This window comes from Duganella sp. Dugasp78 (assembly GCF_059491455.1).
The window spans coordinates 2757940-2773391 of the sequence record NZ_CP168506.1; the positions used below are offsets into that span (position 1 = coordinate 2757940).

The window sequence follows — 15452 nt, forward strand, 5'->3', positions numbered from 1 at the left end:
CATGGACCCGCTGCTGCACGTCGCCCTGATACGGCAAGCGCTGGCCGTGCAGGACGCGCAGGAACTGGCGCGCCTGCTGGAGCCGCAACTGGCCGCGCTGGCCGAACTGGAGGCGGAGGTGCACCAGCTGCGTTCGGCCAACGCGCTGCTGCGCAAGGAAAACCGCCAGCAGCGCGGCAACGCCGGCACCTGGCGCGACCAGCGCACCGCGCGCCTGGCCGGCCTGCAGCAGGACCTGCACGCCGACCTGCACGCCGACCTGCAGCAGCGGGCGCCGGCCGAGGAGCAGGCCGCCCGCGACCAGCAGGAATTGACCGAGCAGATCCTCGACCAGCTGCCCATCCCCATCTTCCTCAAGGACCGCGACGGCCGCTTCCTGCGCTTCAACAGCCGCTTCGAGGAATTCACCCAGCGCTCGCGGGCGGAGATCCTCGGCCGCACGGTCGACGAATTCGCCTCGCCGCGCTGGGCCGCCGCCACCCACGAGGAAGACCGGCTGGCCTGGTCCAGCGGCCGCATGGTCACCACCGAGCGCCGCATGGCCACCTTCGATCCGCCGCTGGACGTGCTGGTCAGCCGCAAGGTCATCAACAGCGGCGGGCTGTCCTACATGCTGGGCTACTTCATCGACATCAGCGAGCAGCGCGCCGCCCGCGCCGCCATGCAGCACGCGGTCGAGTCGGCCGAGGCGGCCAGCCGCGCCAAGAGCGAATTCCTGGCCAATATGAGCCACGAGATCCGCACGCCGATGAACGGCATCCTCGGCATGACCGAGCTGGTGCTGGAGTCCGGCATCGACGCCCACCAGCGCGCCGACCTGATGCTGGTGAAGGCCTCGGCCGACGCGCTGCTGCACATCGTCGACGACATCCTGGATTTCTCCAAGATCGAGGCGGGCAAGCTGGACATCGAGGAAGTGCCGTTCGACCTGCGCCAGCTGGTCGGCGACACGCTGCGCGCCATGAGCCTGCGGGCGCGGCAGAAAGGGCTGGCGCTGGCGGCCGAGATACCGCCGGAGCTGCCGCGTCTGATGAAGGGCGATCCGGGCCGGCTGCGCCAGGTGCTGCTCAACCTGGTCGGCAACGCCATCAAGTTCACCGGCGAGGGCGGCGTGACGGTGCAACTGTCCATCAGCGCCGGGCACGACGACCGCAGCGAGGTCGTGTTCGCGGTGCGCGACACCGGCATCGGCGTGCCGCCGGAAAAGCAGCACATGATCTTCGAAGCCTTCGCCCAGGTCGACGGCTCGACCACGCGCGAGTACGGCGGCACCGGCCTGGGGCTGGCGATCTGCCGCCGGCTGGTGATCCTGATGCAGGGCCGCATGGAGGTCCACAGCGCGCCGGGGCAGGGCAGCGTGTTCAGCTTCATCGTGCCCTTGCGCCACACCGGCGTGGCGCAGGCCGCGCCCCTGCCGCCGCTGGCCGTGCTGGCGCCGGGACAAAACCTGAACCGCAGCGCCCACGACGGCGGCCTGCTGGTGGGCGAGGGCGATATGCCTCCGGCCGCGCCCACGCCTGCCTCCGCGCGCGGCGGCCTGCGCGTGCTGCTGGCCGAGGACAACCCGGTCAACCAGCGGCTGGCCATGCGGCTGCTGGAAAAACTGGGCCACCGCGTGACCCTGGTCGACAGCGGTCCGGCCGTGCTGGAGCGCGCCGGCCAGGGCGGTCACGACCTGATCCTGATGGACGTGCAGATGCCGGGACTGGACGGCCTGGCCGCCACCCGCCAGATCCGCCAGCGCGAGTCGGCGCAGGGCGGCCACGTGCCCATCATCGCCATGACCGCGCGCGCCATGAGCGGCGACCGCGAGCGCTGCCTGGACGCCGGCATGGACGACTACCTGGCCAAACCGGTCGACAGCCAGCAGCTGCGCGAGCTGCTGCTGCGCTACCAGCCGGACAGCGGCCAGCAATTGCTGGACTGGCGCGGCGCGCTGCAAAGGCTGGACGGCGACGCCGAGCTGCTGCTGGAACTGGCCGCGCTGTTCCTGCACGACGGCCCGCAGCTGTGGCAGGAGCTGGGCGCGGCGCTGGCCTCGGGCGACGTGGCGCGCAGCACGCGCGCGGTGCACAGCCTGAAGGGCGTGCTGGTCAACTTCGGCGCGGCGCGCGCGGTGGCGCTGGCCGAGCAGCTGTCGGCCGCGCTGCATGCCGGCCAGCCGTGGCAGCTGGCGGCCGGCCGGCTGGAGCCGGCCTTGCAGCAGGTCTACGTGGCGCTGAAGGATTTGATCGCCGGCGGCGTCGAGGTCATGGCCGCGCCGCCATCCTCCTGAAGCAGCCGACCCGTCGTTCCCGCGCAGGCGGGAACCCATGCTGCGGTGCCGATCACGCGATGTATGGATTCCCGCCTGCGCGGGAATGACGGGGCTGCGCGGGAATGACGGGGTTTATCGGCGCTGGATACATGTGCCGGCGCGACCACGGCAGCGCCGCGCTGCGCTGGCCCGCCTTGCGGCCGACGATCTGGTACAGGCTGATCCAGTCCTGCTCGAAGGCATAGCTGCAGCCGGCCAGGTAGACGTGCCAGATGCGATAGCGCTTGTCGCCCGCCAGCGCCTGCACACGCTCCGTGTTGGCCTCGAAGTTGTCGGTCCAGATGGCGCAGGTGCGGGCGTAGTGGCGGCGCAGGTTTTCCACGTCGGACACCTCCAGCTTGCCCTGCTGCATGGCCTTGAGCACATGGCCGATGTGCGCCAGCTCGCCCTGCGGGAACACGTACTTGTCGATGAAGGCGCCGCCGCCGTAGGGTGTCTCGCCGTTGTCCGGGTCGGTGGTGGTGATGCCGTGATTCATCACCACGCCGTCCGGCGCCAGCAGCTGGTGGATGGCGGCGAAATACTCGGTCAAATGCTTGACGCCCACGTGCTCGAACATGCCGACGCTGGTGATGCGGTCGAACTGGCCGCGCACGTCGCGGTAGTCCTGCAGGCGGATCTCGACCAGGTGCTCCAGCCCGGCGCGCCGCACGCGCTCCTTGGCCAGTTGGTACTGGTTGTCCGACAGCGTGATGCCGACGCAGCGCGCCTTGTACTGCTGCGCCGCGCGTATCACCAGCGCGCCCCAGCCGCAGCCGATGTCGAGCAGCGTCTGGTTGGGCTTGAGCTCGATCTTGCGCAGGATGTGGTCGATCTTCTTGGCCTGGGCGGTGGCCAGGTCCTCGTCGCCGTCCTCGAAGTAGGCGCAGGAATACACCATGGCCGGATCGAGGAACTGCTGGTAGAACTCGTTGGAGACGTCGTAGTGGTAGCGGATCGCCTCGGCGTCCTGCTGCTTGCTGTGGCCCATGCTGCGCACGATGCGGGCGAACTTGCCCTCGGCCTTGAGCGTGGTGCGCGCCAGCGCGTTGACGATGGCGATCATGTCGTGCGCCCGCCCCTTGACCTCGATCGCGCCCTCGACATAGGCCGCGCCCAGGTTGGACAGCGACGGCGTGAGCAGGTAGCGCGCCGCCGACACATTGGGCAGGCGTATCGTCACGCGCGGCGCCTCGGCGGAAAAGTCGACATGCTGGCCGTTCCACAATTCGATGCGCAGCGGCAGCGCGATTTGCTGGCGGATGCCGGCGATCCAGCTACTGAGACGGTTTTGTACGAACACAATCACACCTCCGAGTCCAGGAATAAAAAGACCACCGCAAGCGATGGTCTGGTGTGTTGCGACGGGACGCTCCGCTTACGGCTGCAGGCGCTCCTTCACCCAGCTTCCATCTGCCTGTTTCACGTACACGATCCGGTCATGGAAGCGCGAACGGCGCCCCTGCCAGAACTCGATGCGCACCGGATCGAGGCGATAGCCGCCCCAGTGTTCCGGCCGCACCGGATGCTCGCCGCCGACCGCGGCGGCCGCATCGTAATTGGCTTCCATCTGTTCCCGGCTGGCGATGCGCGCGCTTTGCTGCGAGGCGATCGCCGCGATCTGGCTCTTCACCGGCCGGCTGTAAAAGTATTTGTCGCTGTCCTCGGCGGAGGTCTTGACGACCTTGCCTTCTATCCGTACCTGGCGTTCCAACTCGCTCCAAAAGAATAGCAGCGCGGCGTGCGGGTTGTCGCCCAGTTGCCGGCCCTTCTGGCTCTCGTAGTTGGTGTACCAGGTGAAGCCGCGTGCGTCGTACTGCTTGATCAGCACGATGCGCGAGCTGGGCCTGCCTTGCGCATCGACCGTGGCCACGCTCATCGCGTTCGGCTCGTTGACCTTGGCGCGCATGGCTTCTTCAAACCACTTGCCGAACTGGGCGATCGGATCGTCCAGCACGTCCTGCTCCGTCAGGCTGGCGCGGCCGTAATCGAGGCGCAGGTCGGCCAGCACCACGCCGTCGGCCACCGCCTCGACCACCGGCACCGGCTGCTGCTCCGGCACCTGACTGGTGGGCAGGGCGGGCGTGATGCCGCGCCGCACCTGCATCGCGCTGCCCAGCTGCGCCATTTGCCCCGGGCTGAACAGGCGCTTGGCCATGGGCGCGATATGGGTTTCCTCGGTCACCATGTGGGCTGCGTAGCTGTCGCAGAAGCGCTGCACCAGCTCGGCCGACAGGGCGCTGTTTTGTCCATTGGCAATTTGATCAAGTTGCGAATTAATTATATGCCAGTCTTGATCCATGCGCTGGTGGTCGGCCAGGATGCCGGGCACCAGCTCGGCCAGCAGCGCGGCGTCGGCGTCGCGCGCGGTGGCCTGCAGCATCGGCACCAGGTTGTGTTCCTCGTCCTCGTGGTGCAGCGGGGCGGCCTGGTTGAAATATTTCTGCACCGCCTGGGCGGCTTTCTGCGCCTCGGCGTCGGCGCCGTGCTTGGGCAGGTGGGCCAGCAGTTTTTGCAGCGTCTCCAGCTGCTTGCGTATGCGGTCGTGGCAATGTTTCAAGACTGCTATCGGTTGACTGAAGTCGGGGGCGGTGTCGTGCAGGGAAATGCTCATGGGAGGGCGCTCTGGCTGGGTGGGAAAGTCATTCTAAAATATTTTTTGCGGCAGCGTCCGTTAAAATGTCGGCATGAACTCCCTAGCACCCACCCAATTCGACGATGTCGATTTCGAGCGCCGCTTCGGCGGCATCGCCCGCCTCTATGGCGAACCCGCGCTGGCGCGCTTCCGCACCGCCCACGTGTGCGTGGTCGGCACCGGCGGCGTCGGCTCCTGGATCGTCGAGGCGCTGGCCCGCAGCGCCATCGGCCGGCTGACCCTGATTGATCTGGACAACGTTGCCGAGTCCAACATCAACCGCCAGATCCAGGCCCTGGGCAGCACCGTCGGCCAGGCCAAGATCGCCGCGCTGGCCGGGCGCATCGCCGACATCAACCCGTTCTGCGTGGTGAACCAGATCGAGGACTTCGTCACGCCGGACAACCTGGAGCAGATGCTGGGCGCCGGCCGGTACGATTTCGTGGTCGACGCCATCGACGACGTCAAGGCCAAGGCCGCGATGATCGCCTGGTGCCGCCAGCACAATATGCCGCTGATCATCATCGGCAGCGCCGGCGGCCAGACCGACCCGACCCAGATCGCCGTGCGCGACCTGGCCCGCACCGAGCAGGAGCCGCTGCTGAAGAAGGTGCGCAAGGTGCTGCGCAGCCAGTACGGCTATCCGCGCGGCGAAAAGACCAAGTTCCATGTCGACGCCGTGTTCTCGATGGAGCGGCTGAAGTTCCCGGAGACGGGCGAGGTGTGCGCGGTGGACGGCGACGAGCGCGCCGGCGGCGTCACCGGCCTCAATTGCGCCGGCTTCGGTTCGGCCATGGTGGTCACCGCCACCTTCGGCATGGTGGCCGCCAGCCAGGTGCTGCGCAGGCTGGCCGACAGCGTGCAACCTGCGGTAGCGCCGGCCGAAACGGTATAGATTTTATCCAGCTGGCGTAGCGGGTTTGCTATCATGGTGCGCGCTGGCACGGGGAGCGTGCTATCCACAGACCACATCGAAAGAATACAACCATGACGCGTAGTTCCGTATTAGTAGCAATGCTGTGCGCGCTGGCGGCCTCCGTGGCCCAGGCGCAGACCCCGACCGCGCCAGTCGCGCCGGCCGACGTGCCGCCACCGCCACCGATGGTGGTGGGTTCGGCCACGCCCGGCCCGGCCGCCGAGCAGCTGATTATCAACGACACCAAGATCGGCACCGGCAAGGAAGCGACCACCGGCGCCACCGTCTATATGCACTACTCGGGCTGGCTGTATCGTCCGCTGGCCAAGGCCATGCACGGCAAGCTGTTCGACTCGTCGATCCCGCGCGGCGAGCCGCTGGACTTCGTGCTGGGCGCGGGCCGCGTCATCAAGGGCTGGGACCAGGGCATCCAGGGCATGAAAGTGGGCGGCAAACGCACGCTGATTATTCCGTCGGAACTGGCGTACGGCTCGCGGCCGACGCCGGGCAGCGGCATTCCGCCGAATTCCGCGCTGATCTTCGATGTCGAGCTGGTGGATGTGAAATAATCGACGCAAATCAGCGTAGACTGGAACCTCCGTCACATTCGGAGGTTCCTGATGAAGATAGCCAACGACGTAACCGAACTGATAGGCCGCACCCCGCTGGTGCGGCTCAACCGGCTGGCCAGGGGCAGCACCGCCCAGGTACTGGCCAAGCTGGAATACTGCAACCCGGCCCATAGCGTGAAAGACCGCATCGGCCTGTCCATGATCGAAGCGGCCGAAGCGGCCGGCCAGATCCGTCCCGACACCATCATCCTCGAGCCGACCAGCGGCAACACCGGCATCGCGCTGGCGATGGTATGCGCCGCGCGCGGCTACCGCTGCACGCTGGTCATGCCCGACACCATGAGCCGCGAACGCCGCATGCTGCTGCGCGCCTACGGCGCCGAGCTGGTGCTCACGCCGGGCGCCGAGGGCATGCTGGGGGCGATCCGCCAGGCCGAGGAGATGGCCGAGCGCGATCCGCGCTACCTGATGCCGCAGCAGTTCAACAATCCCGCCAATCCCGATGTGCACCGCCGCACCACGGCCGAGGAAATCTGGGCCGACACCGATGGCCGGGTGGACATCCTGGTGGCCGGCGTCGGCACCGGCGGCACCATCACCGGCGTGGGCGAGGTGATCAAGGCGCGCAAGCCGGGGTTCCGCTGCATCGCGGTGGAGCCGGAGGCGTCGCCGATGCTGGCCAAGGGCACCAAGGGGCCGCACCCGATCCAGGGCATAGGCGCGGGCTTCGTGCCGGCCGTGCTCAATACCAGGGTGTACGACGAGATCATCGGCGTGAAGAACGACGACGCCTTCGCGACCGCGCGGCTGGCGGCCAGCCAGGAGGGGCTGCTGGTGGGGATCTCCTCGGGCGCGGCGCTGTGGGCGGCGCTGCAGGTGGCGCGGCGGCCGGAGAACGCGGACAAGATCATCGTGACGATCATCCCGTCCTTTGGCGAGCGCTATCTGAGCACGGCGCTGTATGCCAATCTGGCGGATTAACCTGCCCCGGCCTTACCGATCCCGCAGTTGTGAGGGGAGGGGCTGGCGGCAGACGTTTCCGATGGCATCAACGAATAGAATCCGTTCGTTCCTTTTGCTATTCGTAGCCGCGTTCGCATTTGCGGATAAAGATAAGCTGAAATTCCGGCCGGACGACAAAATCCTGGACATCTATCGGGCTTTGTATCCGAGTCGTTGGCTGCCGGACGCGCTGGAGCTCGAAACGCTGGCAACCGTCCTTCGAGAGAGGTATGCGCTGGAGCTGGATTCGATGTGGAGCGATCAGTTGACGTTAGGGGAAATATTCTCCCGCATCCAAGCTTGAGGGCTGAGTTTAGCCAGAAGCAGCCGCTTAACTTTCTAAGGAATTATATGCTCGACCAATTTCTTCCGGCGATAGACGAGGTTCAAGCTGACGGCGCGGTCGTGGTTTTGAAATGGGATGGGCAACGGGCAGATAAACGATACACCGTAGTCATCACGAAATCCGAAGTGGACTATGTCTGGAGGCAAGACTCCGACGACCTGGCGCAAACACTACAATTGGCGCTTGCTGATTACAAAAATACTCAGAGCGGCGGCGCAGTTTCTCGATCAGCTTGAGCAGGATATCGGTGGGCAGTTGCTCACCCTTGTGGCGTTCATTCGATTTTCTCCCCTATTTTCTTCGGCTTTCCCCAATTTAGGCCGGGGAACGCGGAAATAGCTCAATGCTTGAAAAAATAGGGGAAAATCGAAGAGAAAATCGGGACTTTGCCACAAGGAGCGGGGCGGTGCACCCCGCATGCATATCCTAGTGTGGCTGCTCCTGCAGGCTGCACTCATGCGCGGTGGTGCCGAGGCGCACTTGCAGCGTGCTGTGGTCGATGGAGAATTGCGCCTTCAGCTGCGCGCTGATGGCGTCCATCGCGGCGTCGCCCGGATGGCCGGCTGGCGTCACCAGCTGCGCCGTCAGCGCGTTCTCGGTGGTGCTCATCGACCAGATGTGCAGGTCGTGCACGTCCGTCACGCCGGGCTGGGCGCGCAGGAATTGTTCGACGTCGGAGTGGTCCAGGTTGTCCGGCACGGCGGCCAGCATCATGCGCATCGATTGCTTGAGCAGCGACCAGGTGCTGTAGACGATGATGGCGACGATGGCCATGCTGACCAGCGGGTCCAGCCAGTTCCAGCCCGAGTAGCGCACGATCACCCCGGCCACCAGCACCCCCAGCGAAATGGCGGCGTCGGCCGCCATATGCAGGTAGGCGCCGCGGATGTTGATGTCGTCCTTGCTGCCGGACATGAACAACCAGGCCGAGAAGCCGTTGACCAGGATGCCCACGCCGGCCACCACCGAGACGGTCAACCCGGCCACCGGATCGGGATGCACCAGTTGCTGCACCGCTTCCCAGGCGATGGCGCCGCAGGCCGCCATCAGCAGCATCGAGTTGAACAGCGCGGCCAGCATCGAGGTGCTGCGCAGGCCGTAGGTATAGCGGCCGTTCGGCACGCGCTTGGCCAGGATCGCCGCGCCCCAGGCCAGCATCAGGCCCAGCACGTCCGACAGGTTGTGGCCGGCATCGGCCATCAGCGCGGTGGAGTTGGCCAGGAAGCCATAGAAGAATTCGATCGCCACGAACGCCGTGTTGAGCACGATGGCGACGGCGAAGGCGCGGCCCATGGTGTTTGGGTCGCCGTGGTGGTGATGGTGGCCGCCGTGGCCGTGGCCATGATCATGCCCGTGATCGTGGCTGCACGCCTTGGCCTTGGCCGGCGCATGGCCGTGGTCATGGCCGTGGTGATCGTGGTCATGATCGTGGTCATGATCGTGGTCGTGATGGTCGTGGTGCTTGCTCATGCTTCGTGTCCGTTGGAAGGTTCGGCGATATGTTCGAGCATATCGTTGAGTACGCCGCTGATGTGGGCGTCGGCGGCGGAATAGAACACTTGCTTGCCCTGGCGCTCAGACTTCACAATGCGCGCCGCGCGCAGCAAACGCAAGTGGTGGCTGACCAGCGAGCTGCTCAGCTCCAGCGAGGAAGCGATGTCGCTGACGGCGATCGGCGCCGTCACGCAGGCCAGCACGATGCGCAGGCGCGTCGGATCGCCCAGCAGATGGAACAGGTCGGCCAGCTGGGCAATCGCGGGATCGCAAACGGAATAGTCGTGTTGGCAGCTCATAATGCTAACAAGTGAATAGGTGTTCATATGTTAGCACGGATTGGCGGGCCGGGCTATGGCGCGATCTGCACCACCGCCTTGCCCAGGCCGGCGCCGGCGTCCAGCCAGGCGTGGGCGTTGACGATGTCGTCGAAGGCAAACACCTTGGCCGGCCGGGCGTGGTACTGGCCTTGCTCCACCCGCTCGACGATCTCTTGCCACGGCAGCCGGTCCAGCTCGTACCCCGGCGTGCCGAAGGCGAAGCTGCCGAAAAAGCTCAGCTGCACGCCGGGCGGCAATTGCTGCAGCGGCAGGAAACTGGCCAGCGGCTCCAGCCCGCCGAGGAAGCCGGCCTGGCACACCCGGCCGCCCGGCCGCGCCGCGCAGGCCAGCGAGTCGAGCAGGGTGGTGTTGCCGATCAGGTCCAGCACCGCATCGACGCCGCCGGGCGCGATGCCGCGCACCACGCCGGCCAGGCTGGGCCGCTCTTCGACGATGTGGCGCGCGCCGTTCTTCTCCAGCACATCCGCAAGCTGCGCCGGACGGCGCGTGGTGGCGATCACCTGCGCGCCCAGGTGGGCCGCAATATTGCTGGCCGCCTGGCCCAGCGCGGAGCTGGCGCCGCGTATCAGCAGCGTTTGTCCGGGACGCAGCGCCAGGTTGTCGTGCAAACAGGCCCAGGCGGTCGCGTACGATTCCGGGATGGCGGCCAGCTCGGCCCACGACAGCGTGGAGCGCAGCGGCACCACATTGGTGGCCGGCACGCACACGTACTCGGCGTAGCTGCCGTTGATGCTGCGGCCCATGCCGCCCATGATGGCAGCCACCTGCTGGCCCGGAAGCAGGCCGGTGCCGGGCGCCTCGGCCACCTCGCCGACGCATTCGATGCCCGTCACCTGGGCGACCTCGCCCCACAAGCCGCGGCGCATATAGCTCTCCGCGCGGTTGAGGCCGAACGCCTGGACGCGGATGAGCACCTGGCCGCTGGCCGGCGCTGGCGTCGGCAGCTCAACCAGCCGCAATTGTTCCGGGCCGCCGAATCGGGTGATGTGTATGGCACGCATGGGATGCTCCTGTAAATGATGGAAGCACCACTGTAGAGAGAAACACATTCGGATAAAATTGAATAATTCAGTCTATCTCTGTAGGATTTATGAACACTGTCGGCTTCACCTTGCATGAGCTGGCGTGCTTCCTGGCGGTGGCCGAGCTGGGCAGCTTCCAGAAGGCCGCCGTGCGGCTGCACCGCTCGCATCCCAGCGTGTTCGCCGCCGTCGCCAGCCTGGAGCGCCAGCTGGGGCTGGCGCTGCTGGACCGCAGCGGCTACCGCGTCGCCGTCTCCGCCGCCGGAGAGGCCTTCGTCGAGCAGGCCCGGCAACTGCTCGACAGCGCCGGCCAGCTGGCCATGCAGGCCCGCCAGGCCGCGCAGGGCGAGGAGGCCAGGCTGACCGTGGTGATCGGCGACCTGTGTCCGCTGCCGGCCACGCTGGGCCTGCTGCGTCAGTTCTTTGCCCAGTGCCCCGGCACCCGGCTGGACCTGCATTTCGAAGCTCTGTCCGGACCGTGGGAGCGGCTGCACAACGGCGAGGCCGACCTGATCTTCCACCATCTCGAACAAGCGGACCTGCGCTTCGAGGCGCGGCCGTGGCGGCGCGTGCGGCTGGTGCCGGTGGTGGCGCCCGGCTTCCTGGACTTCCCGCTGCACGCCGGCATCACGCCCGAGATGATGCGGCCTTACGTGCAATGCATCATCCGCGACAGCGCGCGCGACAGCCCGCCGCGCGACTACTTTGTGGTGGACGGCGCGCGCCGCTGCACCGTGGCCGACCAGTTCATGAAGCGCGAGGTGATCCTGCAGGGCATGGGCTGGGGCCACATGCCGGGCTACCTGGTGGACGCGGACCTGGCGCAGGGCCGGCTGCTGTCGCTGGCCGGCCATCATTTCCGCGAGAGCGAGCTGGAACTGGTGATCGCGCGCCGCCGCGACACCGCCCACGGCCCGGTGGCCACGCGGCTGTGGGAGCACCTGCTGGCCGGCCTGGCCTAGTCGTCGCGGCCCTGGCGGATGCTGGACACGATCAGCTTTTCATACAGGTCGTACTGGCCCGCCGGCAGGACCGGCCGCAGCGTCTCCAGGCTTTTTTCCGCGCCGAACAGCCGCTCGACCATCCAGCCGACCAGATACAGCGCGGCCAGGCAGCCGCCCGCCGTCGCCACGTTGCCGGCGCTCATGAGCGGCCGCTCGTCCGGCTCCACCCCGGCCGCGCTGAGCGCGCCGCGCGCCTCGGGATGGGTGGCGGCCCGCCGTCCCGGCAGCAAGCCCAGCTGCGCCAGGATCAGCGAGCCGGCGCACATGGAGCCGATCAGCTGCCGGCCCGGGTCCAGCTGGAACGCCGCCATGAAGTCCGGGTCCGCGAGCGCGGCCGGCACGCCTTCCTTGCTGCTGGCGAACAGCACCACGTCGGCCCGGTTCGCCTCGTCCAGCGCGCCGTGCGTGGCGAGCTGCAGGCCGTGGGCGGAACGCAGCTGGCGCTGCTTGCCGACGATGCGCACCCGCCAGTCGTGGCGGTTGCGGCCGAGGATATCCCACATCAGAAACAGGTCGATGTCGGTGAAATGGTCGAAGGCGACCAGCGTGATGGTCTTCATGACGGCTCCATGGTTGAGGACAGGAAGCCGCAGTCTAGCGACGTCGGTGCTACCATACACAGTCTGTATGTTTTCAAGGTGAGACGAGTGCTGACGCGTGACCACTGGATAGCCGCGGGCTTCGATGCCCTGGACCATGACGGCGATGCCGGCATCTCGGCCGAGCGCCTGGCGCGCCGCCTGAACGTGACGCGCGGATCGTTCTACCACCACTTCCGCAACCGCGAAGATTTCGTCCATGCGCTGCTGTCGGCATGGGAAGCCGACTACGCGCACCGCATGCTGGCCCATGCCGCCGGCGGCCGCAAGCTGGAGGATGTGCTGGAGCGCTACCTGGCCATCGCCGCCGAAAAACAGCCGGGCCGGGAAACCGCGATCCGGGCCTGGGCGCGCCACGATCCGCTGGTGGCGTCCTACCAGCAGCGCGTCGACCAGACCCGGCTGACATTCGCCATCACCACCTGCCGCACGCGCGCCGGCGCCCTGGTCGACGCGGACCTGGTGGGCCGGCTGGCGCACCTGTGCCTGATCGGCGGCCAGGAGTCCGGCGACCGCGTCCAGCCGGCGGCGTTTGCGCGGCGGCTCCAGGACGCACTGGCCTTGCTAAGTCATCGTACGTAATTCGCTGGCCGCCGGGCGCGGCTTATGAATGCGGCGCGTCCTTGGCGGGCTTGGCCAGGGTGTTCCGCAGTTCCTGCAGGTTGCCGTCCGTGCTGGAGTAGGAGCTGATCATCTGCGACAGCATGCGGTAGGCGGCCTTGGGGTCGCCTTCGCCCATCTGGATGTCGCTGATCGTGTTCAGCATGCCCGCGCCATTGAGGAAGTTGTTGCTGCCGCTGCTGCTGATGGATTGCACGTCGCGCATGCTGGCGTAAATGCCGGAGTAGCGCTCCAGCTGTTGCTGCGGCATCCAGCTGACCGCCTGGCTGGCGACGGCCACTTCCCACGCTTCACGGCGCAACGACGGCGACATGATGCTGAGTCCCAGCTTGTGCTGCTCCTGCAGCTGCTTGATCAGGACCTGGCCATCGACCTTGTCCTTGATGCCGGCTAGCAGCTGCTCGCGCGCCGCCATGATTTTTTTCAGCTGATCGTTGTTGTGGTTCAGCGCGTCGTCGAGCTCGTGGATATTGGTCTGGATCTCGGCCTCGATCTTGTCGGCGGCTTCGTGCGCCAGGTGGCGGTGGTGCAGCGTCTGCACGCCGTGCTCCAGCGCCAGCGCGGTGGCGATACTGATCACGATCATCAGATATTCGCCGCCGAACTCCTTGAGGGCCTTGGCTTTGGGTACTTCAAAATGCATGCGTCTTCCTTATTTTTGCAGTTCGGCCTGTAGTTGTTCGCGCACCTTCGGGTCCAGCTTCTGGATCGCCGTGTTCAGCTTGTCGGCGCGGGCCAGCGCGGCGCTTTGCTCCGCCGTCAGCCCCGGCTTGAAGAAGGCCGCCTGGCCGCCCAGCACCAGCAGCGCGCTGAGCACGGCGACGCCGGCCGCCGCGCCCAGCAGCCGCAGTTCGCGCGGCGTGATGGCGGTGGCCTGCGTGGCGATCGGCCGCACCGGGCCGGCGGCCGGCGCCGGCGCGTAGGCCGAGGGGGTGTCGGCGCCGGCCGCGGCCGGCTCATTGGTGGCATCCAGCACCACCGGCTTGCGGGCGCCGCCATGCTGCGCGGCCAGTCCGCCGGCCAGCCGCGCCTGCTGCGCCAGCTCCTGCGAGGCGGCGTCGATCAGCGCGATGTGGCGCTCGACCGTCTCGGCCAGCACCGCCTCGTTCAGCGCCACCAGCGCGAACACCGGATCGTCGATGTCGATCCTGACGCCGGTTTTTTCAAAGACCAGGCTGCGCAGCTTGTGCTGATCCATGGCGGCTTACCACTCCACCTTGTCGAGCTGCTCGAACAGGTCGCGGAACACCACCTTGATGCGCTGCTTTTCCATCAGGTTGAACTTGTCGCTTTCCTTGACCTCGTTGGCGGTCAGGCGGGCCGTGTTCATCTTCTTGATGTCGGCGCCGAAGGTGTCGGCGTTGCGCGCCGACAGCACGATGCGGCCCTTCACGCGGGCCGAGTTGTCGGCATAGGTCTGCGACTCGGTGAACTGCTTGCCGGACGCCGACTGCAGCAGGCCGAAGTGCTCGTTCTCCCACAGCACCAGCGGCACGTTGGTGGACTTGGCGGTGGAGACGAAGCCCATGGCGGTGTCGTGCAGCGTGTCGCCGCCGCCGACGATGGTGTGGATGTAGACCTTGCGGCCGGATTCCTGCAGCAGCGAGAAGCAGTCGTTCTCGATCAGGTAGCCCATCAGCGGCGAGAAGGTGTTGGCGCCGTTGTCGATCACGCAGTTGCCGTCCTCTTCCAGGATGTCGATCATCAGCGCGTCGAAGCGCTTGGGGTCGATGGTGCGGCTGTCGGTCATCACCGGCACATGCTTGACGTCCATCGCCTTGTAGCGCGAGAAGGTCGCGTTCTCCTGGTCGGTGTCGTAGCAGCGCAATGGCGTCTCGTCCTTGCCCGCGATCCACTGCGCCAGGATGGTCGACACCAGGGTCTTGCCGATACCGCCCTTACCTTGGAGAATAAAATGTACCGAATTTTGCATCAATCACTCCAGAATCGCTCGAATGCGTCGAGAGTAATTGTTTTGCGGCGGTATGGCAACCGCCGGCCCGAATTCAGTCGCACAGTCAGTCAATAAACCGGAGCAGCCCCTGCAACGCGTGGATGACGGTCTGTTCGCGCACCGCCTTGCGGTCGCCGGCAAACACCAGCCGCTCGGTGTGCACGGTGTCGGCGTTGGCCCAGCCGAAGCACACGGTGCCGACCGGCTTGCCCGGCACGGCGCCGGTGGGGCCGGCGATGCCGGTGGTCGACACCGCCAGGTGGGCGTTGCTGGCACCGAGCGCGCCGGTGGCCATGGCCGCCGCCACCTCCTCGGACACGCTGCCCATCTGCGCGATCAGCGCGGCCGACACGTCCAGCATCTCGGTCTTGGAGGCGTTAGAATAGGTGACGAAGCCGCAATCGAACCAGGCGGTCGAGCCGGCGATCTCGGTGATGGCCTGGGCCACGCCGCCGCCGGTGCACGATTCGGCGGTGGCCAGGATCAGGCCCTTCGCCTGCAGGGACTTGCCGACTTGTGCGGCCAGGTCGAGGATGGTGTCGCTGTTCGAATTCATGGAGTTCTCCTTCTGTTGCGGCGATCTGCGGGCTGGCTTCCACTGTACCATGGGCGCCGCCATCGATGCCAGCGGTGCGCCGCCGGTTTGCCTG

Annotated in this window: 18 protein-coding genes; 8 read left to right on the forward strand and 10 right to left on the reverse strand. The window is 66.7% G+C overall.

Annotation, left to right across the window (positions count from 1 at the left end; translation table 11 throughout):
* The first annotated feature begins 1 nt into the window (after position 1).
* Positions 2-2275 carry an ATP-binding protein gene (locus ACEN9O_RS12200; protein WP_495617796.1) on the forward strand — a complete coding sequence of 758 codons (2274 nt, stop codon included), beginning with the start codon at positions 2-4 and terminating at the stop codon, positions 2273-2275.
* Between the two features lie 52 nt (positions 2276-2327).
* On the opposite strand, the gene ACEN9O_RS12205 is transcribed toward ACEN9O_RS12200, so the two are convergent.
* Together ACEN9O_RS12205 and pdxH are read right to left on the reverse strand one after the other, a co-directional pair.
* Entirely contained in the window at positions 2328-3599 is a 1272-nt protein-coding gene (locus tag ACEN9O_RS12205) for a class I SAM-dependent methyltransferase (RefSeq protein WP_495617797.1), read from the reverse strand.
* A gap of 75 nt (positions 3600-3674) precedes the next feature.
* Positions 3675-4910, reverse strand: coding sequence for a pyridoxamine 5'-phosphate oxidase (gene pdxH, locus ACEN9O_RS12210; RefSeq protein WP_495617798.1), 1236 nt, complete (start codon positions 4908-4910; stop codon positions 3675-3677).
* Between the two features lie 73 nt (positions 4911-4983).
* Here pdxH and tcdA point away from each other — a divergent pair, with 73 nt between their 5' ends.
* From tcdA to ACEN9O_RS12235, 5 genes are all read left to right on the forward strand, one after another.
* On the forward strand, positions 4984-5826 hold the full coding sequence (tcdA, locus tag ACEN9O_RS12215; RefSeq protein ID WP_495617799.1) for a tRNA cyclic N6-threonylcarbamoyladenosine(37) synthase TcdA: 843 nt from the start codon (positions 4984-4986) through the stop codon (positions 5824-5826).
* A gap of 119 nt (positions 5827-5945) precedes the next feature.
* Positions 5946-6416 (forward strand): FKBP-type peptidyl-prolyl cis-trans isomerase, encoded by a 471-nt coding sequence (locus tag ACEN9O_RS12220; protein ID WP_495618465.1) that lies wholly within the window; start codon positions 5946-5948, stop codon positions 6414-6416.
* A 51-nt stretch (positions 6417-6467) separates the two neighbouring features.
* On the forward strand, positions 6468-7400 hold the full coding sequence (gene cysK / locus ACEN9O_RS12225; RefSeq protein ID WP_495617800.1) for a cysteine synthase A: 933 nt from the start codon (positions 6468-6470) through the stop codon (positions 7398-7400).
* Positions 7401-7461: 61 nt separating this feature from the next.
* Positions 7462-7725, forward strand: a complete 264-nt coding sequence (locus ACEN9O_RS12230; RefSeq protein ID WP_495617801.1) for a hypothetical protein — start codon at positions 7462-7464, stop codon at positions 7723-7725.
* 47 nt (positions 7726-7772) lie between these two features.
* Positions 7773-8003, forward strand: coding sequence for a hypothetical protein (locus ACEN9O_RS12235; RefSeq protein WP_495617802.1), 231 nt, complete (start codon positions 7773-7775; stop codon positions 8001-8003).
* Positions 8004-8193: 190 nt separating this feature from the next.
* On the opposite strand, the gene ACEN9O_RS12240 is transcribed toward ACEN9O_RS12235, so the two are convergent.
* The 3 genes from ACEN9O_RS12240 to ACEN9O_RS12250 are packed head-to-tail and all read right to left on the reverse strand — an operon-like array spanning position 8194 to position 10603.
* Positions 8194-9237: a cation diffusion facilitator family transporter gene (locus ACEN9O_RS12240; protein WP_495617803.1), complete on the reverse strand. Its 1044-nt coding sequence runs from the start codon at positions 9235-9237 to the stop codon at positions 8194-8196.
* Complete coding sequence (locus ACEN9O_RS12245; RefSeq protein ID WP_161093085.1) at positions 9234-9560, reverse strand: ArsR/SmtB family transcription factor; 327 nt, start codon at positions 9558-9560, stop codon at positions 9234-9236. Before ACEN9O_RS12245 ends, ACEN9O_RS12240 begins: the two co-directional genes overlap by 4 nt.
* Positions 9561-9613: 53 nt before the next feature.
* Positions 9614-10603, reverse strand: a complete 990-nt coding sequence (locus ACEN9O_RS12250; protein ID WP_495617804.1) for a zinc-binding dehydrogenase — start codon at positions 10601-10603, stop codon at positions 9614-9616.
* 89 nt (positions 10604-10692) lie between these two features.
* Between ACEN9O_RS12250 and ACEN9O_RS12255 the strand changes: the two genes are divergently transcribed.
* Complete coding sequence (locus ACEN9O_RS12255) at positions 10693-11586, forward strand: LysR family transcriptional regulator (RefSeq protein WP_495617805.1); 894 nt, start codon at positions 10693-10695, stop codon at positions 11584-11586.
* Here the strand turns inward: ACEN9O_RS12255 and ACEN9O_RS12260 are convergent.
* Positions 11583-12188: a DJ-1/PfpI family protein gene (locus ACEN9O_RS12260; protein WP_495617806.1), complete on the reverse strand. Its 606-nt coding sequence runs from the start codon at positions 12186-12188 to the stop codon at positions 11583-11585. The two genes, ACEN9O_RS12255 and ACEN9O_RS12260, sit on opposite strands and share 4 nt — an antisense overlap.
* A gap of 87 nt (positions 12189-12275) precedes the next feature.
* On the opposite strand from ACEN9O_RS12260, the gene ACEN9O_RS12265 reads away from it, so the two are divergent.
* Positions 12276-12809 carry a TetR/AcrR family transcriptional regulator gene (locus tag ACEN9O_RS12265; RefSeq protein ID WP_495617807.1) on the forward strand — a complete coding sequence of 178 codons (534 nt, stop codon included), beginning with the start codon at positions 12276-12278 and terminating at the stop codon, positions 12807-12809.
* Between the two features lie 22 nt (positions 12810-12831).
* Here the strand turns inward: ACEN9O_RS12265 and ACEN9O_RS12270 are convergent, their stop codons facing one another.
* The 4 genes from ACEN9O_RS12270 to ACEN9O_RS12285 form a co-directional block, all read right to left on the reverse strand.
* Positions 12832-13491: a hypothetical protein gene (locus tag ACEN9O_RS12270; RefSeq protein WP_495617808.1), complete on the reverse strand. Its 660-nt coding sequence runs from the start codon at positions 13489-13491 to the stop codon at positions 12832-12834.
* Positions 13492-13500: 9 nt separating this feature from the next.
* Positions 13501-14046: a hypothetical protein gene (locus ACEN9O_RS12275; protein ID WP_495617809.1), complete on the reverse strand. Its 546-nt coding sequence runs from the start codon at positions 14044-14046 to the stop codon at positions 13501-13503.
* A 6-nt stretch (positions 14047-14052) separates the two neighbouring features.
* Entirely contained in the window at positions 14053-14781 is a 729-nt protein-coding gene (locus ACEN9O_RS12280) for a P-loop NTPase family protein (RefSeq protein ID WP_495617810.1), read from the reverse strand.
* Positions 14782-14866: 85 nt separating this feature from the next.
* On the reverse strand, positions 14867-15358 hold the full coding sequence (locus ACEN9O_RS12285; RefSeq protein WP_495617811.1) for a CinA family protein: 492 nt from the start codon (positions 15356-15358) through the stop codon (positions 14867-14869).
* Between the last annotated feature and the right edge of the window lie 94 nt (positions 15359-15452).